The 25673-nt window shown below is 70.2% G+C and carries 19 protein-coding genes; 7 read left to right on the top strand and 12 right to left on the bottom strand.

Annotated features, from left to right (window positions below):
- The first annotated feature begins 52 nt into the window (after positions 1-52).
- The 4 genes from AC1RAA_RS28105 to AC1RAA_RS28090 are packed head-to-tail and all read left to right on the top strand — an operon-like array spanning position 53 to position 6268.
- Entirely contained in the window at positions 53-1285 is a 1233-nt protein-coding gene (locus AC1RAA_RS28105) for a TolC family protein (RefSeq protein WP_492727746.1), read from the top strand.
- Complete coding sequence (locus tag AC1RAA_RS28100; protein WP_492727745.1) at positions 1282-2775, top strand: efflux RND transporter periplasmic adaptor subunit; 1494 nt, start codon at positions 1282-1284, stop codon at positions 2773-2775. Before AC1RAA_RS28105 ends, AC1RAA_RS28100 begins: the two co-directional genes overlap by 4 nt.
- Positions 2772-5939, top strand: a complete 3168-nt coding sequence (locus tag AC1RAA_RS28095) for an efflux RND transporter permease subunit (RefSeq protein ID WP_492727744.1) — start codon at positions 2772-2774, stop codon at positions 5937-5939. The genes AC1RAA_RS28100 and AC1RAA_RS28095 overlap by 4 nt, the downstream gene beginning before the upstream one ends.
- On the top strand, positions 5936-6268 hold the full coding sequence (locus tag AC1RAA_RS28090; RefSeq protein ID WP_062476537.1) for a copper-binding protein: 333 nt from the start codon (positions 5936-5938) through the stop codon (positions 6266-6268). Before AC1RAA_RS28095 ends, AC1RAA_RS28090 begins: the two co-directional genes overlap by 4 nt.
- Here AC1RAA_RS28090 and cobA read toward each other — a convergent pair.
- From cobA to nirB, 6 genes are read right to left on the bottom strand one after another with little or no spacing between them, the layout of a single operon-like run.
- Positions 6265-7071 carry a uroporphyrinogen-III C-methyltransferase gene (gene cobA / locus AC1RAA_RS28085; RefSeq protein WP_095746075.1) on the bottom strand — a complete coding sequence of 269 codons (807 nt, stop codon included), beginning with the start codon at positions 7069-7071 and terminating at the stop codon, positions 6265-6267. The two genes, AC1RAA_RS28090 and cobA, sit on opposite strands and share 4 nt — an antisense overlap.
- On the bottom strand, positions 7068-7973 hold the full coding sequence (gene ybiB, locus AC1RAA_RS28080) for a DNA-binding protein YbiB (protein WP_369629497.1): 906 nt from the start codon (positions 7971-7973) through the stop codon (positions 7068-7070). Before ybiB ends, cobA begins: the two co-directional genes overlap by 4 nt.
- A gap of 47 nt (positions 7974-8020) precedes the next feature.
- Complete coding sequence (locus AC1RAA_RS28075; protein ID WP_492727743.1) at positions 8021-10822, bottom strand: nitrate reductase; 2802 nt, start codon at positions 10820-10822, stop codon at positions 8021-8023.
- A gap of 7 nt (positions 10823-10829) precedes the next feature.
- Complete coding sequence (gene nirD / locus AC1RAA_RS28070; RefSeq protein WP_062475470.1) at positions 10830-11234, bottom strand: nitrite reductase small subunit NirD; 405 nt, start codon at positions 11232-11234, stop codon at positions 10830-10832.
- A 34-nt stretch (positions 11235-11268) separates the two neighbouring features.
- Positions 11269-12057, bottom strand: a complete 789-nt coding sequence (locus tag AC1RAA_RS28065; RefSeq protein WP_369629495.1) for a type IV pili methyl-accepting chemotaxis transducer N-terminal domain-containing protein — start codon at positions 12055-12057, stop codon at positions 11269-11271.
- 13 nt (positions 12058-12070) lie between these two features.
- Positions 12071-14503, bottom strand: a complete 2433-nt coding sequence (gene nirB / locus AC1RAA_RS28060) for a nitrite reductase large subunit NirB (RefSeq protein WP_492727742.1) — start codon at positions 14501-14503, stop codon at positions 12071-12073.
- A 64-nt stretch (positions 14504-14567) separates the two neighbouring features.
- On the opposite strand from nirB, the gene AC1RAA_RS28055 reads away from it, so the two are divergent.
- Complete coding sequence (locus AC1RAA_RS28055; protein ID WP_492727741.1) at positions 14568-16286, top strand: bifunctional protein-serine/threonine kinase/phosphatase; 1719 nt, start codon at positions 14568-14570, stop codon at positions 16284-16286.
- Positions 16287-16306: 20 nt separating this feature from the next.
- On the opposite strand, the gene AC1RAA_RS28050 is transcribed toward AC1RAA_RS28055, so the two are convergent.
- Positions 16307-17572, bottom strand: coding sequence for an MFS transporter (locus tag AC1RAA_RS28050; RefSeq protein WP_062475477.1), 1266 nt, complete (start codon positions 17570-17572; stop codon positions 16307-16309).
- 260 nt (positions 17573-17832) lie between these two features.
- Between AC1RAA_RS28050 and AC1RAA_RS28045 the strand changes: the two genes are divergently transcribed.
- The gene (locus AC1RAA_RS28045; RefSeq protein WP_492727740.1) at positions 17833-19116 is read left to right on the top strand and encodes an ANTAR domain-containing protein; all 1284 of its coding nucleotides are present in this window, start codon (positions 17833-17835) and stop codon (positions 19114-19116) included.
- 25 nt (positions 19117-19141) lie between these two features.
- Here AC1RAA_RS28045 and AC1RAA_RS28040 read toward each other — a convergent pair whose 3' ends face one another.
- From AC1RAA_RS28040 to AC1RAA_RS28025, 4 genes are all read right to left on the bottom strand, one after another.
- Positions 19142-19951: an ABC transporter ATP-binding protein gene (locus AC1RAA_RS28040; protein WP_492727739.1), complete on the bottom strand. Its 810-nt coding sequence runs from the start codon at positions 19949-19951 to the stop codon at positions 19142-19144.
- The gene (gene ntrB / locus AC1RAA_RS28035; protein ID WP_492727738.1) at positions 19948-20880 is read right to left on the bottom strand and encodes a nitrate ABC transporter permease; all 933 of its coding nucleotides are present in this window, start codon (positions 20878-20880) and stop codon (positions 19948-19950) included. The genes AC1RAA_RS28040 and ntrB overlap by 4 nt, the downstream gene beginning before the upstream one ends.
- 13 nt (positions 20881-20893) lie before the next feature.
- Entirely contained in the window at positions 20894-22141 is a 1248-nt protein-coding gene (locus AC1RAA_RS28030) for a CmpA/NrtA family ABC transporter substrate-binding protein (protein WP_062475451.1), read from the bottom strand.
- 318 nt (positions 22142-22459) lie between these two features.
- Complete coding sequence (locus tag AC1RAA_RS28025; RefSeq protein WP_062475447.1) at positions 22460-23725, bottom strand: nitrate regulatory protein; 1266 nt, start codon at positions 23723-23725, stop codon at positions 22460-22462.
- Positions 23726-23825: 100 nt separating this feature from the next.
- On the opposite strand from AC1RAA_RS28025, the gene tsaD reads away from it, so the two are divergent.
- A complete protein-coding gene (tsaD, locus tag AC1RAA_RS28020) occupies positions 23826-24887 on the top strand; it encodes a tRNA (adenosine(37)-N6)-threonylcarbamoyltransferase complex transferase subunit TsaD (RefSeq protein WP_095949088.1) in 1062 nt (353 codons plus the stop codon).
- Here tsaD and AC1RAA_RS28015 read toward each other — a convergent pair.
- Positions 24823-25581: an alpha/beta hydrolase gene (locus tag AC1RAA_RS28015; RefSeq protein ID WP_307588906.1), complete on the bottom strand. Its 759-nt coding sequence runs from the start codon at positions 25579-25581 to the stop codon at positions 24823-24825. The genes tsaD and AC1RAA_RS28015 overlap by 65 nt on opposite strands.
- Between the last annotated feature and the right edge of the window lie 92 nt (positions 25582-25673).

The following is a 25673-nucleotide window of genomic DNA, read 5'->3' as shown; positions in this document are numbered from 1 at the left end:
GGTGCGGCGTGTCCGCCTGCCAGCGATTCGCTCGTTCGTTTGCGGAGTTTTCATGTCCCTTCCTTTTTCGCGCGCGGCCGTCTGGGCTGTCGCGTTGCTGCCGTCCCTAGCGGCGGCGGCCCCCTTATCTCTTGATGCAGCGCTGGAGCTTGCGGCCCGGCGTTCCGAAGCCACCCGCGCCGCCCGTGCCGGCGTCGCCAGTGCCACGGCGGCGGCCTCCGCGGCCCCGCAGCTTCCCGACCCCACGTTGCGCATCGGCGTCGACAACCTGCCCGCGACGGGCGCAGATCGTTTCCACACCACGCGCGATGCGATGACGATGAAGCGCATCGGCATCAGCCAGGAATGGCTGTCCGCCGACAAGCGCGCCGCGCGGCAGGCCGCCGCCGATGCGTCGGTCGGCCTGGAGGCGGTGCGGGTGCAGGCTGCCGTGGCCGACACCCGCAGGCAGGCCGCGCTCGCGTACGTGGACGCGTTCTACGCTGGCGAGAGCATCAAGCTCGCGCGGCGCATGGAACACCACGCGCACGAAGAACTGGAGGCCTCGCGCGCACGCCTGTCATCGGCCGGGGGAAGCAGCCAGGACGTGCTGGCGCTGTCCGGCGCCAGAGGCATCGCGGAAGACGAGACGGCCGACCTCCTGCAGCAGCAGGAAGCCGCCAGCGTCGCCTTCCAGCGCTGGGTCGGCGTGCCGCCCGACGAACTGCGTTCTCCGGGCGCCATCGCCGTGCCCTCCGAAGCCGCCTATGTGGCCGCGCACCCCACGGTCGCAGCCATGCAGCGCGATGTCGACGTGGCCAGGCAGACGGCGGCCGTCACCGCGTCCAACCGCAAGCCGAACTGGACCTGGGAGCTCGCCTACGGCCAGCGCACCGGCTACGCCGACATGGTGTCGGTGGGTCTGAGCATTCCTCTGCCGATCGCACCCGGCGAGCGGCAGGACCGGGACACCGCCGCCAAGCTGGCCTTGGTCGAGAAAGCCGAGGCCGACCTGGCCGAAGCCACCCGGGCCGCGACCGCCGAGTACCAGGCACTGCGCAGCGATGCGCAACGCCTGCAGCAACGCATCGACCGCTACCGCTCGGGCGTGGTCGTTCCGGCCGGCCAGAGAACGGCGGCCGCAACGGCGGCCTACCGTTCCAACCAGGGCAGCCTCGCCACGCTGTTCGAGGCGCGGCATGCCGAAGTCGAAGCGCAGCGCAAGCTGCTGACGCTGCAGCGCGACCTGGCCAGAACCCACGTCCAACTGGCCTTCCGGCCGCTCACCACCGAGGGGGCCCCATGAACCGTACACGCACGATCGGCGCAGCGTTGCTGGCCGCCCTGTTGCTCGCTGCAGGCGCCTTCTACCTGGGGCGCACGACCGCCCCGTCCACGGAGGCGTCGGCGACCATGCCGTCCACCGCTGACGGCCGCAAGGTCCTCTACTGGCACGACCCCATGGTGCCGGGCCCGCGCTTCGACAAGCCCGGCAAGTCGCCCTTCATGGACATGCAGCTGGTGCCCATGTACGCCGACAGCGCCACCGGCAAGGGCAACGAAGGCGGCGTGCAGGTGAGCCCCACGGTCCAGCAGAACCTCGGCATCCGGTATGCCGGTGTGCGGCGGGTGGAAACCGCCGCGTCCTTCGACGCGGTCGGCGCCGTGCAGTTCGACGAGCGGCTCAACGTCGTCGTGCAGACGCGCGTGGCGGGCTACGTCGAGCGCCTGTCGGTCCGCGCGCCGATGGAGCGCGTGCGCAAGGGGCAGGCGTTGGCGACGGTCTTCGCGCCTGAATGGCTCGGGCCGCAGAACGAATGGCTGGCCCTCAAGCGCTCGGGCGTTTCCGCCGACCTCGTCGCGGCCGCGCGTGATCGCATGCGGGCCCTGTCCATCCCCGCCGAGCTCATCCGCCGCAGCGAGGAAACCGGCACGGCGCAGGCGCGCTATGTGCTCACCGCGCCGTCCGACGGCGTGGTGGCCGAGCTGGGCGTGCGCGAAGGCGTCGCGGTCACGCCCGGCATGACGCTGTTCCGCATCGCGGGCCTGGAGAAGGTCTGGGCGGTGGCCGAGATTCCGGAAGCGCAGGCCGTGCGGCTCGCGCGCGGCCAGAAGGTCAGGGCGGTGCTCCAGGCCGATGCCGCCCAGTCGTTCGACGGCACGCTCGACGAGATCCTGCCCGAGGTCAGCGCGGCCACCCGCACCCTGAAAGCCCGCTTCGAAGTGGACAACAGGCGCGGCACGCTCACGCCCGGCATGCTGCTGCGCCTGCAGGTGGCGGGGCCCGCCAGCACCCGGCTGGTCGTGCCGTCCGAAGCCGTGATCCGCACCGGCAAGCGCGCGGTCGTCATCGTGCGCAAGGCCGACGGCGCGTTCGAGCCGCGCGACGTATCACTGGGCGCGGACCTGGGCGACGACACCGAGATCGTCTCCGGCCTGAACGAAGGCGACCAGGTCGTGGCCAGCGGCCAGTTCCTCATCGACTCGGAGGCCCGGCTGCGCTCGGTGCTGGGCAGCATGGCATCGCCTGCGGCCGCGGCCGCAGCGCCGGCCGCCGTGCTGCACCAGGCCGAAGGCAAGGTCGAAAGCGTGGCGCCCGACGGCCTCACGATCTCGCACGGCCCTGTCGCCACGCTCAAGTGGCCCTCGATGACGATGGGCTTTGCGAAAGCGACGCCCGAGGCGTTCCCGGACATCCAGCCCGGCGACCTGGTCCGCTTCGAGTTCAAGGAAGGCGGCCCCACGGGCTACGAGCTGGTCTCCGTGCAGCGCATGCCACAGGGCGCCAAGCGATGATCGCCGCCGTCATCCGCTGGTCGATCGGCAACCGCTTCCTGGTGCTGATCTCGACCCTGTTCCTGGTGGCCGCGGGGTGGTGGTCGGTGGTGCGCACGCCGCTCGATGCGCTGCCCGACCTGTCGGACACGCAGGTCATCATCCGCACGCCTTTCCCCGGCAAGGCGCCCCAGGTGGTCGAAGACCTCGTCACGTACCCGCTGACCACCACCATGCTCAGCGTGCCCGGCGCCAAGACCGTGCGCGGCTACTCGTTCTTCGGCGACTCGTTCGTCTACGTGCTGTTCGACGACAAGACCGATCCCTACTGGGCGCGCTCGCGCGTCGTCGAGTACCTGAACCAGGTGCAGGGCAGGCTGCCCGCGGGCGCGAACGCCTCGCTGGGCCCCGATGCCACGGGCGTGGGCTGGGTCTACGAGTACGCGCTGGTCGACCGCACGGGCACGCGCGACATCGGGCAGCTGCGTGCGCTGAACGACTGGTTCCTCAAGTTCGAGCTCAAGACCGTGCCCGACGTGGCCGAGGTCGCGAGCATCGGCGGCATGGTGCGCCAGTACCAGGTGGTGCTCGATCCCGATCGCATGCGCGCGCTGGGCATCACGCAGCAGGCGGTCGTGGCGGCGCTGCAGAAGGCCAACCAGGCCTCGGGCGGCTCGGTCGTCGAACTTGCCGAGGCCGAGTACATGGTGCGTTCGCGCGGCTACCTGCGTTCGCTGGACGACTTCCGCACCATCCCGCTGGCCCTGACGGGCGCCACGCCGGTGCTGCTGCGCGACGTGGCCACCGTCCAGATCGGCCCCGAGATGCGCCGCGGCATCGCCGAACTCGACGGCGAAGGCGAGGTGGCCGGCGGCGTGATCGTCATGCGCTCGGGCAAGAACGCGCGCTCGACCATCGAGGCCGTCAAGGCCAAGCTCGAGGCGCTCAAGCCCGGCCTGCCGGCCGGCGTCGAGATCGTGCCCACCTACGACCGCTCGCTGCTGATCGACCGCGCCGTCGACAACCTGCGCGGCAAGCTGATCGAGGAGTTCATCGTGGTGGCGCTGGTCTGCGCGGTCTTCCTGTTCCATCTGCGCTCGGCGCTGGTGGCGGTGGTGGCCTTGCCGATCGGCGTGCTCGCGGCCTTCATCGTGATGCACTGGCAGGGCGTCAACGCCAACATCATGTCGCTGGGCGGCATCGCGATCGCCATCGGCGCGATGGTGGACGGCGCCATCGTGATGGTCGAGAACGTGCACAAGCGCATCGAGGCCTTCGAGACGGCGCAGGGCCGGCAACCGACGGTGACGGAGCGATGGCGGCTCGTTGCCGACGCGTCGGTGGAGGTCGGGCCGGCGCTGTTCTTCTCGCTGCTGGTGATCACGCTGTCCTTCGTGCCCGTGTTCTCGCTCGAGGCGCAGGAAGGGCGGCTGTTCTCGCCGCTGGCCTTCACCAAGACCTACGCCATGGCGGCAGCTGCGGGCCTGTCTGTCACGCTGATCCCGGTGCTCATGGGCTACCTGGTGCGCGGGCGCATTCCGCACGAAGGCGCCAACCCCGTGAACCGCTTCCTGATGGCCGTGTACCGGCCTGCGCTGGAGCTGGTGCTGCGCTTTCCCAAGGGAACGCTCGCCGTCGCCGCGGTGCTGCTGGCGCTCACCGTGGTCCCGCTGATGCGCCTGGGCGGCGAGTTCATGCCGCCGCTGGACGAGGGCGACCTGCTCTACATGCCATCGGCGCTGCCGGGGCTGTCGGTGTCGAAGGCGGCCGAACTGCTGCAGCAGACCGACCGCCTCATCAAGACCGTGCCCGAGGTCGCGCGCGTGTTCGGCAAGGCCGGCCGCGCCGACACCGCGACCGACCCCGCGCCGCTCGAGATGTTCGAGACCACGGTCCAGTTCAAGCCGAGAAGCGAGTGGCGCGCCGGCATGACACCCGACCGACTGATCGAGGAATTGGACCGCGCCGTCAAGGTGCCGGGCCTGATCAACGTGTGGGTGCCGCCCATCCGCAACCGCATCGACATGCTGGCCACGGGCATCAAGAGCCCGGTCGGCATCAAGGTGGCGGGCGCGGACCTGGCCACCATCGATGCGCTCACCACGCAGATCGAGGCGGCGGTGAAGGGCGTGCCCGGCGTGTCGTCGGCGCTGGCGGAGCGGCTCACCGGCGGGCGCTACATCGACGTCGATGTCGACCGCCTCGCTGCCGCGCGCTACGGACTCTCGGTGGCCGATGTGCAGGCCGTGGTGTCCACGGCCATCGGCGGCGAGAACGTGGGCGAAGTGATCCAGGGCCGCGAGCGCTATCCGATCAACGTGCGCTACCCGCGCGAGATCCGCGATTCGCTGGAGCGGCTGCGGCAGCTGCCCTTCGTGACTGAGAAGGGCGCGCAGCTATTGCTCGGCGACGTCGCGCGCATCGCCATCGAAGACGGCCCGCCGATGCTGCGCAGCGAGAACGCGCGGCTGTCGGGCTGGGTCTACGTCGACGTGCGCGGGCGCGACCTGCGCTCCGCCGTCCACGACATGCAGGCGGCGGTCGACCAGGCCGTGAAGATGCCCGCGGGCTATGCGGTGTCATGGTCCGGCCAGTTCGAGTACCTGGCGCGCGCGACCGAGCGGCTGAAGCTGGTCGTGCCGGCCACGCTGGCGGTGATCTTCGTGCTGCTGTACCTGCTGTTCCGCTCGTTCACCGATGCGGCGCTCGTGATGGCGGCCGTGCCGTTCTCGCTCGTCGGCGGCTTCTGGCTCATCTGGGCGCTGGGCCATTCGATCTCGGTGGCCACGGCGGTCGGCTTCATCGCGCTGGCCGGCGTGGCGGCCGAGTTCGGCGTGGTGATGCTGGTCTATCTGAAGAACGCGCTGGCGCGGCGCCTCGATGCCGGCGAGCCGATGAACGACGAGACGCTCCTGGCCGCGATCCGCGAAGGCGCCGTGCTGCGCGTGCGGCCCAAGGCCATGACCGTGGCCGTCGTGATGGCCGGCCTGCTGCCCATTTTGTGGGGCAGCGGCACCGGCTCGGAGGTGATGACCCGCATTGCCGCGCCCATGGTGGGCGGCATGGTCACCGCGCCGCTGCTGAGCATGCTGGTCGTGCCCGCGGCCTGGTATCTCTTGCGCCGACGCGCCCCTTTGTCGTCTGCCGTTTCCAACCCCTCATCTCATCAAGGAGCCACTTCATGAACTTTCTCCATCCCCTTGCCTTCGCACTGATCGCCGGCCTGGCTGGTGCCGCCCAGGCCCAGGCGCCGAAGAGCGAGCCGCCGCCCGCGAAGGCGTCTGCGCCGGGCATGCTGACCGATGCCGTGGTCCAGAAGATCGACCCGGCCCGCGGCCTGATCGTGTTGAAGCACGGCGACATCCCCAACCTGGCGATGCCGCCGATGACGATGGGTTTCGATGTGGCCGAGAAGCAGATGCTCGAACAGGTCAAGCCCGGCGACAAGGTCCGGTTCCATGTCGAGGTGGTGAAGGGCAAGCCGACCGTCACGCACCTCGAAGCTGCGCGCTAGGTCCCGAACCGGCCGGCGTCGCCCGGCTGCAACGCGGCTGCAGCCAGCCCCTGCAGCACGTCGCCCACCACGATCACCGCCGGGCTGGCCAGCCCGGCGTCGGCGATGCGGGCCTGCAGGCCTTGCAGCGTGGTCACGAGGTGGCGCTGGTGCGGCAGGCTCGCGTGCTGCACCACGGCCACGGGCGTGTCGCCCGGCAGGCCGTGCAGCAGCTCGCGCTCGATGTGGCCGGCGCCCGAGACGCCCATGTAGATCACCAGCGTGAGGCGGGCGTTGTGCGCCGTGGCGGCCAGCGCGCGCCAGTCGGTCGGGTCTTCGGCCGCGCCGGCGCCGGTCTTGGCGTGGCCGGTGACGAACACCACACCCTGTGCATGGTCGCGGTGGGTGAGCGGTACGCCGAGCGAAGTCACGGCTGCGAGGCCGGCGGTGATGCCGTTGACCACCGCGCATTCGATGCCGGCCTCGCGCAGGTGTTCCACCTCTTCGCCGCCGCGCCCGAAGATGAACGGGTCTCCGCCCTTGAGGCGCACCACGGTTTCGCCTTCGCGCACGGCCGTGATCATGAGCCGCTCGATGAACGCCTGCGGCGTGCTCTTGCAGCCGCCGCGCTTGCCCACGTGCACGATGCGCGCGCCGGGCCGGGCATAGGCCTGGAGCACGGCGTCGTTCACGAGGTCGTCGACCAGCAGCACCGTGGCGGCCTGGATCGCCTTGACGGCCTTGACGGTCAGCAGCTCGGGGTCGCCGGGGCCGGCACCCACCAGCGTGCAGCGGCCGGTGATGAGGGTGGAAGGGGTGTTCATGCGTGGGAGGCCAGTTCGGTGATGTGCCTGACTTGCGTCGCGATGGCTTCGGGCACGGGAAGCTCGCCGGCCAGCACGCGTCGCGTGTAGGCGGCCGTGGTGGCGACGTCGATTTCTTTCGGCAACCCGGGCACGTCGGCGGCGGTGCCGGCGGCCTGGGCCTGGAGTTCGCTGCGCACGCCGCGCACGAAGCCGTCGATCTGCGCGGTGCGGCGCGGGTCGGACACCACTTCGCCTTCGAGGCCGCGCGAGAGCAGGGCGGTCATGCCCGTGAGCTCGAAGGTCTCGCCCATGGTGCGGGCGTATTCAGGGTGCGTGTAGCTGGCCACCACCACGCAGGGGCCGGTGGTCGGGCGCATGAGCTTGACCACGCTGTGGCCGGGGTTGCGCAGGCCGACCACGCGGCGCACGTCGAGCAGGCGCTTGAGCGCGGGGTTCAGCAGCTCGGTCGGGGCAAAGCCCACCTGGCCGGCGGCGATCGGGGTGAGCGTGGTCATCGGGGGCATGTCCAGGGCCGAAAGCACGTTCGATGCCAGTACGCGCGAGGTTTCGCTTGCGCTGCCGTGCACCAGCACCGCCAGGCCTTCGCGCGCCAGCAGCAGCGCCAGGAGCGGCGTGAGCACCGGCAGCTTGCGCGCGCCGTTGTAGCTGGGCAGCACGATCAGCGGGCCGCCGCGGGTCGTCACGGGGTTCAGGCGCGCATGCGTGGCGTCGAGAAAGCCGGCCATCTCCTCGGGCGTTTCGCCCTTGATGCGCATCGCGAGGCAGAAGCCGCCGATCTCCAGGTCGGTGACCGTGCCGTCCAGCACCTGGCCGAACAGGTCGCAGGCCTGCTCGCGCGTGAGCGGACGGGCGCCCCGCGCGCCGCGGCCGATTTCCTTGATGTAGTGGCTGATTCCCATGGGTAGGCGGATTGTCCCGCAACGCTTATGCCGGAATGTGAGTCGGCTTATGCCCCCACGGCCAGTGCTTCGGCCGGGGTGGCCCGCACCATGCGCTTGAGCTCCGGCACGCACGATCCGCAGTTGGTGCCGCACTTCAGCGCCCCCTGCAGCGCCGCCAGCCGCTCGTCGGCGCTGCCGGTGCAGCGCAGCAGCTTGGCCTCGATGGCGCGGTCGGTCACGTTGAAGCAGGCGCACACCGGCTTGCCGCGCGACTGCACGGCCACCGGCGCGCGGGCGCCCGGCGACAGCAGCAGGCGGCCGTAGCTCTGCGCGGGCAGTTCCTCGCGCAGCAGGGTGGCGATCCAGGCTTCGGCGCTGGTGTCGCCGCCCAGCAGGAAGGCCTCGAGTCCGGCGCTGCCGTCGGCGCGGCGCACCAGCCGCGCGGCGCGGCGCTGGCCGCGGCGGTGGTCGGCGTAGCGCAGGGTGTCGGCGGTCTGCAGGCCCAGCAGGGCTTCGATTTTTTCGACCAGCGCGGCATCGGGCGCGTCGTGCGCGGCGGCGCGAAAGAGCACGCCGCTGCGTTCTTCTTCGCCCTGCGCGTTGCTCGCGAACGGCACGCAGGTGGCGAAGGGGAACAGCGCCATCAGCGGCTGCAGTGCGCGCTGCGCCGTGAGCGCGTCGCCAGCGGGCAGCCAGGCCATGGCCAGCAGCGACCACGGCAGCTCGGCCTTGAGGATCTTCACGGGCGTGTGCTTGAGCTCGGGTTGCTTCGAGGTCGGGCAGTAGGCCGGCGTGGTGAGCGCGTTGATGCCCGCGAGACGCACGCCAGTCGACGAGCAGCCGCTCAGGTACTCCTCGCCCCAGTGCATGGCGACGAAAGCCTGGCTCAGGCCGATCTCGGCGCTGGCGCGCGCCGGCAGCAGGATCGAGCCACGCTTCGATGTGAGGTGCACCAGGTCGCCCTCGGCGATCTGGCGGCGCGCCATGTCCTGCGCGTTCATCTGCACCACGGGCTCGGCCACGTGGCCGAACAGCTTGCCGACCGTGCCGGTGCGGCTCATGCCGTGCCACTGGTCGCGCAGCCGGCCGGTGTTCAGCGAGAAGGGAAAGCGCGCCTCGCGCGCTTCGGCCACGGGCTTGTAGGGCGTGTCGACAAAGCGCGCGCGGCCGTCGGGCGTGGGGAACACGCCGTCTTCGTACAGGCGCACGCGACCGGCGCGCTCGCCTTCCTTCAGCGGCCATTGCTGCGGGCCGGCGTTCTCGAGCATCGCGTAGCTCAGGCCGGTGATGTCGAGGTCGCGCCCGCGCGTGGATTCGCGGTGCTCGTTCCAGACCGATTCGGCGCTCTCGTACGGGAACAGCGTGAAGGTGCGGCCCAGCTGCTGTTCGAGCCGGCGCGCGAAGGCCACGCCGATCGACCAGTCGTTGCGCGCCTGCCCCGGCGCCGGCACGGCCGGGCGCACGCGCGAGATGCGGCGCTCGCTGTTGGTCACGGTGCCTTCCTTCTCGCCCCAGGTGGTCGCGGGCAGCAGCAGGTCGGCGAAGGCGCAGGTGGCGGTGGTGGCGAAGGCTTCCTGCACCACGACGAACTCGGCGCGTTCGAGCGCGCGGCGAACCGTGGCCTGGTCGGGCATCGATTGCGCGGGGTTGGTGCAGGCGATCCACAGCGCGCGGATCTCGCCGTCGGCCGCGGCCTGGAACATCTCCACGGCGGTCTTGCCGGGCTTCTCGGGCACCGAGGGCACGCCCCACAGCGCGGCCACTTCGGCGCGGTGCTGCGGGTTGGCCAGGTCGCGGTGCGCGCTCAGCAAATTCGCCAGGCCGCCCACCTCGCGCCCGCCCATCGCATTGGGCTGGCCCGTGAGCGAGAACGGGCCCGCGCCGGGCTTGCCGATCTGGCCCGTGGCCAGGTGCAGGTTGATGAGCGCGGCGTTCTTCGCCGTGCCGCTGGACGACTGGTTCAGGCCCTGGCAATACAGGCTCAGCGTGGCGGGCGAGGTGGCGAACAGCCGCGCCGCCGCGAGCAGGTCGTCCTTCGGAATGCCGCACACCTGCGCCACGGTGTCGGGCGTGCAGTCGCGCACCGTGGCCTTGAGTGCGTCGAAGCCGTTGGTGCGGGCCGCGATGTAGGCGGTGTCGGTCCAGCCTTCCCACAGCATCAGGTGCAGCATGCCGTGGAACAGCATGACGTCGGTGCCGGGCTGGATCGGCAGGAACAGGTCGGCGATCTCGACCGTGTCGGTGCGGCGCGGGTCGGCCACGACGATCTTCAGCGCCGGGTTCGCGGCCTTCGCGTCCTCGATGCGGCGGAAAAGAATGGGGTGCGCCCACGCCGTGTTGCTGCCCACGATGAACAGGCACTCGGCGTGCTTCAGGTCGTCGTAGCAGGCCGGCGGCGCGTCGGCGCCCAGCGTCTGCTTGTAGCCGGCCACGGCGCTGCTCATGCACAGGCGCGAGTTGGTGTCGATGTTGTTGGTGCCGACCAAGCCCTTGGCCAGCTTGTTGAAGACGTAGTAGTCCTCGGTGAGCAACTGGCCCGACACGTAGAAGCCGACCGCGTCGGGGCCGTGGTCGCGCACCACCTGCGCGAACTTGCCGGCGGCGAGGTCGAGCGCGTGGTCCCACGCCACGGGCGCGGGCGCCTCCTTGCGCGCGAGGCGCTGCAGGGGCTGCAGCAGCCGCGTCTGGCGCGTGACGGTCGCGCTGGCCGTGAGGTGCAAGGTCGAGCCCTTGGTGCACAGGCGGCCGAAGTTCGCCGGGTGGTCGGGGTCGCCGCGCACGCCGGTGATCTGGTCGCCCTGCGATTCGATGATCACGCCGCAGCCGACGCCGCAATAGGGGCAGGTGGAGCGCGTCTCCTGGGTCATGCGGGCCTCAACCTTCTTCCGGGGACAGGACCGTCACGGCGGCCAGGCGCTGCGGCCCGGCGACCGGGCGCTCCAGGTCGAGCGCGTGCGTGGCCAGCTCGCCGGCGTCCAGGTGCACCACGCCGTCTTCGAGCTTCACCGCGAACTTGGGCGTACAGCCTTCGTCGGGCGAGCGGGCGCAGCCGTCGTCCAGGCCGATGGCCCAGTTGTGCAGCGGGCAGGCCACGCTGGTGCCGAACACGATGCCCTGGCTCAGCGGACCGCCCTTGTGCGGGCAGCGGTCGAGCAGGGCGAAGACCTGGTCCTCGGCATTGCGGAACACGGCCACGTCCAGGCCAGCGGGCCGCATCACGCGGCGGGCGCCGAGCACGGGGATGTCGTCGAGGCGGCAGATGGCTTTCCAATCGCTCATGGTGGGGCTCTCTTGTCTTGGGGGCGGGCGCGGGTCAGGTCTTGATCTCGGCGTACAGGCCGGTCACGCGGTCCATGATCGCGAGCAGGTTCTCGCTGCTCACGAACACGTCGGACATCAGCGCGGGCGAGGCGCCCGCACCGTCCAGGCGCTGCAGGCCGCGGTTGAAGAACATCCATTGCGCATCGGCCAGCACCAGCTCCTGGCGGATCTGCGCGGTGGCCTCGGGCGCGTTGCGCAGCAGCTCGAGCGCGGCCAGGAATTCGGTGCGCGCCTTGGCGATCTCGGCGGTGCTGCCGGCCGGGTCGATCTGCATGGCCGCGGCCAGGTAGCACTTGGCCATGCGCTGCGACAGCATGCGCTGGCGCCCCGCGATGTTGACCAGCCGCCCGACCGGCTTGCCCGAGGCGGCCTCGTACTGCGCCGTCCCCTGGTGGGCCAGCGCGAGCACGGCGGCGTCGAGCGCGACGACCCGCGCGGCGGCGTCCCGGCCGGGCGCCGCGTCGGCCAGTTCGGTGCGGAACGCGCGCCAGGCGCCGTCCAGCCCGTCGTAGGTGGCGCGCAGCGTTGGCGTGGGCGCGAAGGCCTTGAGCTCGCCGAGCTGCCGCTCGAACAGCGCCACGGAACGGTCGAGCACCTGCTGCGCGCTGCGCGGCTCCACCTTCTGCACCAGCGCCAGATAGGCCTTGCTCGCGCGCTGCGACAGCATGCGCTGGCGGCCGGCTTTGTTGATGGCGTCGTTGAGGTCGGCCACCTGCGCACGGGCGCCCACCGGGGCGAGTGCGGCGAGGGCGGAAGAGGCAATGAAGAGTCGTCGTTTCAAGCGGTCGCTCCGATCACACGCTCAGCGGCGCAAACTGCCGCACATCCACCGAGGCCTGCGCCGACTCGAACCACGGGTCGGGCTCGCCGTCGAGCGCGAACTGCAGCCGTTCCCACAGCGACTTGCGGCCTTCGGCGTCTTCGAGGATCTTCTTCTTCACGTAGTCCAGCCCGACGCGGCCGATGTAGTGCACGGTGCGCTCCAGGTACCAGCCTTCCTCGCGGTACAGCTGCAGGAAGGCGCCGGCGTGTTCCATCACTTCCTCGGCGGTCTTCACCTTCACGAGGAACTGCGCCACCTCGGTCTTGATGCCGCCGTTGCCGCCCACGTACAGCTCCCAGCCCGAGTCGACGCCGATCACGCCGACGTCCTTGATGCCGGCCTCGGCGCAATTGCGCGGGCAGCCCGACACGGCCAGCTTGACCTTGTGCGGCGAGTACATGGCCCACAGCGCGCGCTCCAGGTCCTTGCCCATCTGCGTGCTGTCCTGCGTGCCGAAGCGGCACCACTCGCTGCCCACGCAGGTCTTCACCGTGCGCAGCGACTTGGCGTACGCAAAGCCGCTGGGCATGCCGATGTCTTTCCACACGCCCTCGAGGTCTTCCTTCTTCACGCCCAGCAGGTCGATGCGCTGGCCGCCCGTGACCTTGACGGTCGGGATCTTGTACTTGTCGGCCGCGTCGGCAATGCGGCGCAGTTCGTCGGGCGTGGTGTGGCCGCCCCACATGCGCGGAATGACGGAGTAGGTGCCGTCCTTTTGGATGTTGGCGTGGCTGCGCTCGTTGATGAAGCGGCTCTGCGGATCGTCCTTCGCTTCTTTGGGCCAGGTGCTGATGAGGTAGTAGTTGACGGCCGGGCGGCAGGTGGCGCAGCCGTTGGGCGTGCGCCAGCCCATGCCGCGGTACACGGCGTCGTGCGTGAGCCAGTGCTCCTTGCGGATCGCGTCGCGCACGTCCTGGTGGCTCATGTCGGTGCAGCCGCACACGGCCTTCTTCTTGGGCGTGGCGGAGTAGTCGCCGCCGGCCGTGAACATCAAAATCTGCTCGACCAGCCCGGTGCACGAGCCGCAGCTGGCACTGGCCTTGGTGTGCTTCTTCACCTCGTCGAGCGTGAACAGGCCCTTCTCCTTGATGGCCTTGCAGATGGTGCCCTTGTTCACGCCGTTGCAGCCGCACACCTCGGCGTCGTCGGGCATGCTTGCGGCCTTGCTGTGGCCTTCGTGGCCGGTGTCGCCGATGTTCGATTCGCCGAACATCAGCTTGTCGCGGATGTCGTGCACGCTGCGGCCGTCGCGCAGCAGCTTGAAGTACCAGCTGCCGTCCACCGTGTCGCCGTACAGGCAGGCGCCGATGAGCTTGTCGTCCTTGAGCACCAGCTTCTTGTAGACGCCGCCGAAGGGGTCGCTCATCACGATCTCTTCGGTGCCTTCACCGCCCATGAACTCGCCGGCGCTGAACAGGTCGATGCCCGTCACCTTGAGCTTGGTGGACGTGAGCGACCCCAGGTAGCGGCCGATGCCGAACTGCGCGAGGTGGTTGGCCGCCACCTTGGCCTGCTCGAACAGCGGCGCCACCAGCCCGTAGGCGATGCCGCGGTGCGCTGCGCATTCGCCCACCGAGTAGATGCGCGCGTCGGTCACCGTCTGCATCGTGTCGGTCACCACGATGCCGCGGTTGCAGTGCAGGCGCATCTTCTCGGCCAGATCCACATTGGGGCGGATGCCAACGGCCATCACCACGAGGTCGGCGGCGACCTCGGTGCCGTCCTTGAAGCGGATGGCTTTCACGCGGCCATCGTCACCCCCGACCAGGTCCTGCGTCTGTGCGCCCATGAGGAACTTCAGGCCGCGGTCTTCCAGCGACTTCTGCAGCAGCTTGCCCGCCACGTCGTCCAGCTGGCGCTCCATGAGCCAGGGCATCACGTGCACCACCGTCACGGTCATGCCGCGCAGCATCAGGCCGTTGGCGGCTTCGAGCCCGAGCAGGCCGCCGCCGATGACCACCGCGTTCTTGTGCGTGCGTGCGGTCTCGATCATGTAGTCGGTGTCGGCGATGTCGCGGTAGGCGATCACGCCCTTCAGGTCCTTGCCGGGCACGGGCAGCATGAAGGGGTTGGAGCCGGTGCACATCAGCAGGCGGTCGTAGGGCGCCTCGGTGCCGTCTTCCGCGCGCACGATGCGGTTCACGCGGTCGACCTCGACCACCTTCTTGCCGGCGTGCAGCGTGATGTGGTTGTCCGAGTACCACTCCCAGCTGTTGAGCACGATCTCGTCCACCGTCTGCTCGCCCGCGAGCACGGGCGACAGCAGGATGCGGTTGTAGTTGGGGTGCGGCTCGGCGCCGAAGACGGTGATGTCGTACAGGTCGGGCGCGATCTTCAGCAGCTCCTCGAGCGTGCGCACGCCGGCCATGCCGTTGCCGACCATCACGAGTTTCATTTTCTTCATGGAGCGGGACCTTTCAGGGAAATCAACCGAACGACGGCCCGCGGCGCGCGGTCAGAATCGCGCCATGAGCTTTGAAGTGGACATCGGCTACAGCAGCCAGCGCGGGCCGCGCGACGCGAACGAGGACTTTGCCGGCACGGTGCATGCGCCGGCCGGCGACGAGGCACGCGGGCTCATCGCGGCGATTGCCGATGGGGTCTCGAGCGGCGGACGCGGCCGCGAGGCGGCGCAGACCACGGTGATGGGTTTGCTGGCCGACTACTTCGCCACGCCCGCGACCTGGGAGCCGACCGCCGCGCTCGACCGCCTGATCGGCGCGCAGAACGGCTGGCTGGCCGATCACAACCGCCGGCGCCAGGGAAAACAGGAGGGCGCGGGCACGGCGCTCACCACGCTCACCGCGCTGGTGCTGCACGGCCAGAGCTACACGCTGGCCCACGTGGGCGACACGCGCGCCTGGCGCGTGCGCGCCGACGGCGAGCCCGCGCAGCTGCTCACGCAGGACCACGCCTTCGACCACCCCGACATGCGCAGCCGGCTCACGCGCGCCATCGGCCTGGACGACCAGGTGCGTGTCGACTACCTGCAGGGCGACGTGCGCGTGGGCGACTGCTTCGTGCTCAGCACCGACGGCGTGCACGGCGTGCTCAAGCCGCAGCAGGTGGCCGCGCTCGCGCTGCAGGGCGACGCCGAGGCCGCGAGTGAGGCGCTGGTACAGGCCGCGCTGGACGCCGGCACGCGCGACAACGCGACCGCGCTGGTGATCCGCGTTGTGGGGCTCGATGCGCGCCAGCTCGACGACGAACTCGGCGACGGCCGCCGGCTCGCGCCGCCGCCGTGGCTCAAGGTGGGCGACGTGCTCGACGGCTACGTCGTCACCGGCCTGGTGGCCGACACCGGCGTACACCTGCTGTACCAGGCGCGCCATCCGGTCACGCGCGAGCTGGTCGCACTCAAGACCCTGCACCCCTCGCGCGCCGGCGACCCGCAGGAGCGCGCGATGCTGGCGCATGAGGCCTGGCTGGGGCAGCGCGTGGGGCAGGGCGGCGGCTTCGTGCGTGTGCACGAGCGCGCACCGGACGCCAGCGCGCTGTACATCGTGTTCGACTGGCACGGCGGGCGCACGCTCGAGCAGATGCGCAAGGACGGCACGCGCGGCACCGTGGCCGAGGTGGTGGCCGCGGCCATCGAGGTGAGCCGCGCACTCGGGCGGCTGCACCGCCACGGCGTGGTCCACCGCGACATCAAGCCCGGCAACCTGCACCGGGACGACGACGGGCGCTGGCGCATCCTCGACCTGGGCGTGGCGATCTCGGGCCGCGAAGGCGCGGCGCAGCGCGAGCTGCATGCGGGCACGCCGAGCTACATCAACCCCGAGCAGTGGGAGGAAGGCGGCGTGGCCGATGCGGGCAGCGACCTGTTCGCGCTCGGGGCCACGCTCTACCAGTGGCTGGGCGGGCACCTGCCCTACGGCGAGATCGAGCCCTACCAGGTGGCGCGCTACCGGCGCGATCCGGTCGCGCTCTCGCGCTTGCGGCCCGACGTGCCCGTGTGGCTCGACCATTTGGTGCGCAAGGCCGTGGCCCGCGATCCGCGCGAACGCTTCGAGACCGCCGAGGAGATGCTGCTCGCGCTGGAGCGCGGCGCCTCGCGCCCCGTGAACGCGCCCGCCGCCACGCCGCTGATCCGCCGCGATCCGCTCGCGCTGTACCAGCTCGCGCTCGGCGTGTCGGTGCTGTTCAACGTGCTGCTCATCGTGTGGCTTCTCTTCCTGCCACGTTGAGCGGGGGCGGGCGAAGAGGCTCATGAACGGGCGGCCTTGCGAACGGGCGAGGGCTTGGCAACCGCAGGCGCCGGCGTGACGCGCGCGCGTCCGCCTTTTTCGGCCCAGGTGCGCGTCCAGCGGATCTGCATCACGCGCATCACGCCCAGCATCGCCAGCGAGAGCGCGCCGAAGAACACGAAGCCCCAGGCGTAGCTGCCCAGGTACTGCTTCGACAGGCCCATGGCGTTGGGCACCAGGCCGCCGCCGAGGGCGCCGATCTCGCCGATCATCGAGCCGGCCACCGCCGTGCTCGTGGGCCAGCGCAGCGGCACCAGCTGGAACAGCGCGCCGTTGCCCGCGCCCAGTGCGGCGAAGCAGACGATGAGCAGCAGCGTGGTGAGCGCCAGCGAGCCCGACGAGAAGCCCACCAGCACGAGGCCCACGGCCACCACCAGCAGCACCACCGTGAGCGTGTTCACGCCGCCCCAGCGGTCGGACAGCCAGCCGCCCACGATGCGCACCGCCGCGCCCATGAAGGCCGCGAGCATCGTCAGCTGGCCGGCCTGCACCTTGCTCACGCCGAACTGGTCGTAGTAGTACGAGGGCAGGAAGGTCGTGAGGCCGATGAAGCCGCCGAAGGTCACGCCGTAGATCAGGCTGAAGACCCAGCCGTCTTTCTCGAACAGGCAGGCGATGTGTGCGCGGAAGCTGCCGTGCGGGTCCACGTCCGGCGGCTCCTTGGCGAAGAACACCATCACGACCATCGGGATGAGGATCGCGACGGCGGCCACGCCGTACACCGCCTGCCAGCCCAGCCAGTTGGCCAGCGGCGGCGCCACCAGCACCGACACGGCCGTGCCCACGTTGCCCGCGCCCACCAGGCCCATCGCCAGGCCCTTGTGCTGCGGCGGGAACCAGCCCGAGCCCAGCGACAGCGCCACACCGAAGCTCGCACCCGCGATGCCCAGCAGCACGCCCATCGCGAGCAGGTCGTTGAAGCTCTTCACGAAGAAGAAGCCGAACAGCATCGCCACGGCGATCAGGCCCATCTCGACCAGCGTGGCCTTCTTGCGGCCGATGTACTGCGACAGCAGGCCCAGCGGAAAGCGCATGAGCGCGCCCGCGATGATCGGCACCGACAGCATCAGGCCCTTCTGCGCGGGCGAGAGGTTGAAGGTCTCGCCGATGAAGGGCGCCATGGCGCCGTTGAGCACCCAGATGCAGCAGGAGAACGAGAAGTACAGGAAGGCCGCGAACAGGGTCGGACTGTGGCCTGACTGCAAGAAATTCCTGAAACCGGACATGGTGTTCAAAGGTGCAAAAAGCCGCGGCGCGACCGGGCAGCGGTCGTGTCGACGGACAGGGGTGGAGTCGGGAGGCCGGCGGCGAATGCCGTCGGCATGGGGGTGAGCCCGGCCTGAGGAGGGCCGGGTTGGATGCAGGAACCTGCAGCCTCACCAAAGCGGTGCTTCGTTACACCGTGCCCCCTTCGATGCAAGAGGCGTGCCTGCGAATGCAGGCTGGCGTGGCCTATGCTTCCCGGGCCTTGCCACACCTTGCCGCCATGTCCCTTCTCGTCGTCCTTTCCCCTGAACCCGCTGAAGGCGAGCCCTTGCCGGCGTCGCTGCAGCAGTCGATCGATGCCGCGGGCGTCGCGGTGCTCGGGCGCGCGGGCTGCCACACGCTGGTGCAGCGCACGCAGGCGCTCGCACCGTCGATGGTCCTGGTGCATCTGGATGCAACAGAGCCGCAGCTCGACGCGCTGCTCGAGGCACTGGCCCCCTGGGGCGGCGCACCGCCGTGTGCATTGGGCGTGATGAGCGCGCCGCTGGACGGCGCCCAGCATGCGGCGCTCGTGGCCGCGGGCGTGCACGGGTGGGTACCCATCGAGAGCGCCGATGCGTTCGCCGCACTGACCGCGCAGGCGCAGGCCCGCTGGACCCGCGAGGCCGCGCTGCGCACCGAGCTCGACGCCTTGCGCACGCGCATGGACGAGCGCAAGTGGGTCGATCGCGCCAAGGGCCTGCTGATGTCCGCGCGCGGCATCGGCGAGGACGAGGCCTTCGGCCTGCTGCGCGGCGCCGCGATGCACGCCAACCTGCGGCTGGGCGAGGTGTCGCGCTCGGTCATCGAGGCCGCGCAGTGGGCCGAGGCGATCAACCGCGCGGGCCAGCTGCGCATGCTCTCGCAGCGGCTGGTGCGCGTGGCGGCGCAGCTCGCGGCCGGCATCGACGCGCAGCGCGCGCGCGTGCTGCGCACGCAGTCGACCGAGCGGGTGCAGCAGACGCTGGATCATCTGACGGCCCTCGAGCTGGGGCCGGCGGGCGTGCAGGCGCTCGGCGAGGTGCAGGCCGCGTGGCTCGCGCTGGCCGCGCTGCTGGCGGCCAAGCCCGCGTCGCAGGGGCTGGCGGCGATCGACGCGCGCGGCGAGGCCTTGCTGTCGGCGGCCGAGTCGCTGACGGACGCGCTGGAGGCCTCGGGTGCGCGGCGCGCACTGCGCATCGTCAACATCTGCGGACGGCAGCGCATGCGCGCGCAGCGACTGGCCAAGGACGCGCTGCTGGCCTCGACGCTCGCGGCCGGTGCCTCGCGCGAGCGGCTGTTGCCGACCATGAACGAATTCGAAGCCGCGCTGCTGGAGCTGGAGCGCGCGCCGCTCAGCTCGCCCGAGATCCGTGCCGGACTGGCGAGCGCGCGCGACGAGTGGCTGCGCCTCGTCGGTGGCGTGCAGGCGCTCGACAGTGCCGAGGGGCGCGCCACGCTGGTGCGTTCCAGCGAGGCGCTCGTGGACACCTTCGAGCGCCTCACGGGGTGGTACGAGCACAGCCTGCAGGTCATCATGTCCTGACGCCCGTGGTGCTGTGCCTGCCGGGTCAGGCCGCGGCCTTCTCCACATGCGCCTGGCGCGTGTAGAGAAAATCGATCACCGCCTTGCGCGCGTGCACATAGGCCGGGTCTTCGGCCAGCGCCACGCGGTTGCGCGGGCGCGCGATGTCCACCGCCAGCACGTCACCGATGGTGGCGGCCGGGCCGTTGGTGAGCATCACGATGCGGTCGCTCAGCAGCACGGCTTCGTCGACGTCGTGCGTGACCATGACGACGGTGCTGTGCGTCTTCTGCACGATGGCGAGCAGCTCGTCCTGCAGCTTGGCGCGGGTGAGGGCGTCGAGCGCGCCGAAGGGCTCGTCCATCAGCAGCACCTTGGGTTCCATCGACAGCGCACGGGCGATGCCCACGCGCTGCTTCATGCCGCCCGAGATTTCGCCGGGGCGCTTCTGCGCGGCGGGCGTGAGGCCCACCAGCGCGAGCGCCGCGTCGGTGCGCTCGCGCAGCTGCGCCTTGTTCTCGGTGGCCGCGAACACGCGCTCGACCGCGAGGTACACGTTCTCGAAGCAGGTGAGCCAGGGCAGCAGCGAGTGGTTCTGGAACACCACGGCGCGCTCGGGCCCCGGGCCCTTGATCTCCTTGTTGGCGCACAGCAGCACGCCTTGCGTGGGTGTGGTCAGCCCGGCGATGAGGTTCAGCAGCGTCGACTTGCCGCAGCCCGAGTGGCCGATGAGCGTGACGAACTCGCCCTTGGCCACGTTCAGGTTCACGTCGCGCAGCGCGACGAAGCGGCCCTTGGGCGTCTTGAACGCCTGTTCGACGTTGTGGATCTCGATGTACTTCGAATCGTCGTTCATGACTTCACCTCTTCGAACGTGAATGCGGTGGCGAGCTTGATGAGCGCGAACTCCAGCACCAGGCCGACGATGCCGATCACGAAGATCGCGATGATGATGTTGGCGACGTTGAGGTTGTTCCACTCGTCCCACACCCAGAAGCCGATGCCCACGCCGCCCGTGAGCATCTCGGCCGCGACGATCACCAGCCACGCGGTGCCCACGGCCAGGCGCACGCCGGTGAGCATGTAGGGCAGCACGGCGGGAAAGAGGATCTTGGTGAGGATCTTCCATTCGCTGAGGTTGAGCACCTTGGCCACGTTCATGTAGTCGCTGGGCACGCGCTGCACGCCCACGGCGGTGTTGATGACCATCGGCCAGATCGAGCAGATGAAGATGGTCCAGATCGCGGCCGGGTTGGCGCCCTTGAACACCAGCAGGCCGATGGGCAGCCACGCGAGCGGCGACACCGGGCGCAGCAGGCTGATCAGCGGGTTGAACATGCGCGAGAGGAACTCGAAGCGCCCGATGGCGAAGCCGGCCGGAATGCCGACCGCAGCGGCGAGGCCGAAGCCCAGCGCCACGCGCTGCAGCGACGACAGCACGTTCCAGCCCACGCCCTGGTCGTTCGGCCCCTTGCTGTAGAACGGATCGCTGAACACCGTGAGCGCCTGCTGCCAGGTGGCCAGCGGCGAAGGGAAGCCGGTGGTGCTCTTCATGGCCACGATCTCCCACACCAGCACCAGCAGGCCGAAGCCCAGGAACGGCGGGAGCACGCGCATCCAGAAGGCGCGCAGATCGAGGGGCGTGCGGGTGCGGGGCACGCGTGCCGCCGCCGCAACGGCCGCAGCGGCCGCAGCGGGGGCGGGCGCCAGGGGCCTGGACACCACGGGCGCGGTGACCTGCGAGGCCACGGCGTCGAGCGGGGAATGGAAGACAGCGCTGACCATGGTGCGTTTCTCCTCAGACATGGAGCTTGAAAGACTCGGCGTACTTCTTCGGGTCCTTGCCGTCCCAGACGGTGCCGTCGAAGAGCTTGCTGGTGCGCAGCACGTCCTTGGGCACGGGCGTCTGCGTGGCGGCGGCGGCCTGCTTGTAGATGTCGATGCGGTTGATCTCGGTGGCCACCTTCAGGTAGTCGGGGTGTTCCTTCAGCAGGCCCCAGCGCTTGTGCTGCGTGAGGAACCACATGCCGTCCGACAGGTACGGGAAGTTCACGGCGCCGCCGTTGTAGAACTTCATGTGGTTCGGGTCGTCCCAGCTCTTGCCCAGGCCGTTGGTGTAGCGGCCCAGGATGCGCTGGTTGATGGCGTCCACGCTGGTGTTGACGTAGCTCTTGTCAGCGATGGTTTCGGCCATCTTGTTCTTGTTCTGCAGGCCGGTGTCGATCCACTTGCCGGCCTCGAGGATCGCGGCGGTGACGGCGCGCGCGGTGTTCGGGTACTTCTTCGTGAACTCCGCGGTGCAGCCCAGCACCTTCTCGGGGTGGTCCTTCCAGATGTCCTGCGTCGTGATGCCGGTGAAGCCGATGCCGTCCATGATCGCGCGCTGGCCCCAGGGCTCGCCGACGCAGTAGCCGTCCATGTTGCCCACGCGCATGTTGGCCACCATCTGCGGGGGCGGCACGGTGATGTTCTTCACGTCCTTGAACGGGTCGATGCCGGCCGAGGCGAGCCAGTAGTAGAGCCACATGGCGTGCGTGCCGGTGGGGAAGGTGTGGGCGAAGGTGTATTCGCCCTTTTCCTTGGCGATGAGCTTGGCGAGCGAGGCCGCATCGACCGCGCCCTTGTCGGCCAGCTTCTTCGACAGCGTGATGGCCTGGCCGTTGTTGTTGAGGGTCATGAGCACGGCCATGTCCTTCTTCGGGCCGCTCACGCCCAGGTGCATGCCGTAGACCAGGCCGTAGAGCACGTGCGCCATGTCGAGGTCGCCGTTCACGAGCTTGTCGCGCACGCCGGCCCAGCTGGCTTCCTTGCTGGGCACGATCTTCACGCCGTACTTCTTGTCGATGCCCAGCACCGAGGCCATCACCACGCTGGCGCAGTCGGTCAGCGGGATGAAGCCGATCTTCACTTCTTCCTTCTCGGGCTTGTCCGAGCCCTGGGCCCAGACGGCGGCGCGCAGCGCGGGGTCGATGCCCACGGCGCCGAGGGCGGCGGCCTGCAGCACGCGGCGCCGGCTCAGTTTGGTTTTCAGCAGCAGATCGGACATGGGCGGGGCTCCAGAAGTGAAAGACAAAAACGAAAAGGCGTCCGCACCGCGCAGGGGCTGCTCGTGAACGAGCCCTTGCGGGATGGGGACGCCTTTGTCCGGTTCGGTGGGCCGCACCCGCCGTTGGGTGCAACCTGCCTGAAGACCTTGCGGTCTGTGACAAGCTCCATGCAAGCGGTGTGCCAGCCCGAAGCCGCCGGTGGGAGCTATGGAAAAGATAGCTGGCAGGGCGCGCCGGCGCAGGAGAAAGTTCCTGCTGGCTCGCTAACCCGGGCGACGCACAGTTGTTGTGCGCTGCACCAATCCAAGCGGCCCGGGTCAGCGCCGCGGTGCAGGCTCGAGCGGCAGGTAGTCGGCCATGGCCAGCATCGACTCGGCCACGTCGACGAGGCGGCGCTTCTGGTTCATGGCGGTCTGGCGCAGCATCTTGTGCGCCTCGGCCTCGCTCAGGCGCCGGTGCGCCATCAGCAGGCCCTTGGCGCGCTCGACGATCTTGCGTTCGTTGAGCGAGGCGCGCACGGTGTCGAGTTCGTCGCTCATGGCCTGCAGGCGCTGCGACTGCTCCTGGACCATGTCGAGCACCGAGCGTTCGAGGTGGCGCCCGAGCTGCGCCGGCGTGGCGTCCTGCGCCTGCTGGGCATCGTCGAAGAACAGCGCGCCGCCGGCCTGCGGGGCCAGCGTGCCGAGCAGTTGCCGGTACGCGGCCAGCTCGCTGCGGGCCTGGGCGGTCTTGTGGTCGCACAGCGCGCGCAGGTCGGCCGAGAGGCGGTTCTCGACCGTCTGCATGGCGTCGATGCGCCGCGTGCAGCAGTCGAACCAGGCCTGGCTCAGCAGCGCGTCGGCCGGCACCGAGGTGGCGCCCTTGCGACGCAGGCGCTCGAGCTCGGCCAGCACGGCGTCCGACTGGCTGTCGTGCCAGAGCGTGCGCACCGCGTCGCCCGAGAAGTCGATGAACACCTGGAAGCAGCGCTCCTGCGACTCGATGAGGTGGCGCCACTGCTGGCGCTGCGCATCGTCGCCCCGGCCCAGCGCGAGCGCGGCGGCGCCGAAGGCCCGCTCCTGGCCGGCGAACTCCTTGCCCTGCATGAAGTTGAACATCGCCACCAGCAGGCGCGAGATCTCGGGGTCGGTGGCGCCGTCGGCCGCCTCGAACACCACCGCCAGCAGGCCGGCCACCAGCTTGGCGAAGGCGGCCACGGCCTGCGCGGGCTGGAGTTCGAGCGCGTCGATGCGCCGGCGCAGCGCGGGCAGGGCGTCCAGGCCGGGCAGCACCCAGGCGATGCGGCTGAACAGGCGCGCGCCGTGGCCGGCGCCCACCGCGCGGTGGTGCTCGGCCTCGAGCCGGTCGAAGCCGGCGCGCACCTGCTGCTCGAGCGCCAGGCATTCGGCGATCTGCGGGCCGCGCTGGTCGGCAAAGCGCCCGCCGTGCGAGGCCAGGAACACGTTCGACATGCCGCGCTCGCGCTGCAGCGCATGCACGAGCCGCCCGATGGCGCCGACCAGCTCGCTGGTGCGCGCGAGCTGGTCCAGCGCGTCGATCTCGCATCGGCGCGCGGCGATCAGGAAGCTCAGGCCGGAAGTCATTCGTGGGGGCGCGGAAGGGGCGCATCCCGCTCGTGCAACTTCCGTGCCTCGCTTGCCCCTTCGCGGGCGCCGCCGGCGGGCGGCCCCTACACTCGGCGCCATGCTCTTGTTGGGAATCGAATCATCCTGCGACGAGACCGGCGTGGCGCTGGTCGAGTCGCACGGCGACGCGCTGCCGCTGCTGCGTTCGCACGCGCTGCACAGCCAGATCGCCATGCACCAGGCCTACGGCGGCGTGGTGCCCGAGCTGGCCAGCCGCGACCACATCCGCCGCGTGCTGCCACTCACCGAAGCCGTCATGGCCGAGGCCGGGCGCTCGCTGGCCGAGATCGACGTGGTGGCCTACACGCGCGGGCCGGGCCTGGCCGGCGCGCTGCTCGTGGGTGCGGGCGTGGCCTGCGCGCTCGGCGTGGCGCTGGGCAAGCCGGTGCTGGGGGTGCATCACCTCGAAGGGCATCTGCTGTCGCCGTTCCTGAGTGCCGATCCGCCCGAGTTTCCGTTCGTGGCGCTGCTGGTGTCGGGCGGCCACACGCAGCTGATGCGGGTCGACGGCGTGGGCCGCTACGAACTGCTCGGCGAAACCATCGACGACGCGGCCGGCGAGGCCTTTGACAAGAGCGCCAAGCTCATGGGCCTGCCGTACCCCGGCGGCCCCTGGCTCGCGAAGCTGGCCGAAGACGGCGACGCCGCGGCCTTCAAGCTGCCGCGCCCGCTGCTGCACAGCGGCGACCTCGATTTTTCGTTTGCCGGCCTGAAGACGGCCGTGCTCACGCAGGCCAAGAAGCTCGGCGACCAGCTCGAGGCGCGCAAGGCCGACCTCGCCGCCTCCACGCAGGCGGCCATCGTCGAGGTGCTGCTGAAGAAGTCGCTCGCGGCGCTGGACCAGACCGGCCTGAAGCGGCTGGTGGTGGCCGGCGGCGTGGGGGCCAACAAGAACCTGCGCGAGCAGCTGAACGCGGCCTGCGCCAAGCGCAAGGTGCGCGTGCACTACCCCGAGCTGCACCTGTGCACCGACAACGGCGCCATGATCGCCATGGCCGCCGCGATGCGGCTGCAGTCAGGCCTGTCGCAGGCCTCGGAGCGGTACGCCTTCGACGTCAAGCCGCGATGGCCGATGGCATCGCTGATGACGCCCGAGACGCCGCTGCCGGAAACCGCATAGCCGGCTGCGGCCGTGCACGCCCCAGCGAGGGCAGCGGCAGCACGTCGAGCACGTTGCGCCAGAGCTGGCGCCACTCGGGCCAGTCGTGGCCGCCTTCGGTCGTGAACACGCGCCCCGGGGGCAGGGCGTCGGCCAGCAGCTTGTGGTTGCTGGCAAAGCGGTCGGCCAGGCCGAAACCCAGGTACAGCGGCGGCAGGTCCTGGGAGGGCTTCGGCGCCAAGTATTGCTGGAAGAAGGGCCAGAGCTTGCGGTCGGGTTCCTCGTCGGGCTGCGGCCCGGTGGGCGCCTGCCAGGCGCGCAGGCCGCCGGCCTTCTTGATTTCCGCGCCGAGCACGCGGCGCCCCAGGTAGGGCGCCAGCGCCACGATGCCATCCACCGAGCCCGGCCGCGCCAGTTCGTGGATCAGCGCGCCGAACCCGCCGATGGAAATGCCGACCAGCCAGATCGAGGTGTAGCCCTTGGCCCGCTGGGGCTCGATGACGTCGGCGTGCAGCCGCTCGCTCAGGGTCTGGTCGTAGTAGTAGGAGACGTCCGCATCGACCAGCAGTGCGTCGGCTGCGAGGTGCCGCTCGCGCACGGCGCTGATGAAGCCCTCGCGCTCGAACTCTTCGGGTTTGAGGTAGGCCCCTGGCAGGAAGATCAGGAGCGTGTCGGACCGTTCGTTGTCATTGGCTGACTGCAGGTGCGTTTTCATGGTGCCTTGAGGCACACCCGCTGTCCGCACCGCCCGGGAACTCGATGCGTTTACGAGATGCCCACGAAGAAGAAAGTACTAATAAATCGTCA

The sequence above is a fragment of the Variovorax sp. GW823-FHT04F07 genome (assembly GCF_058795995.1).
Note: the sequence above shows the minus strand (reverse complement) of the source record. Positions and strands in the feature narration are given on the sequence as shown.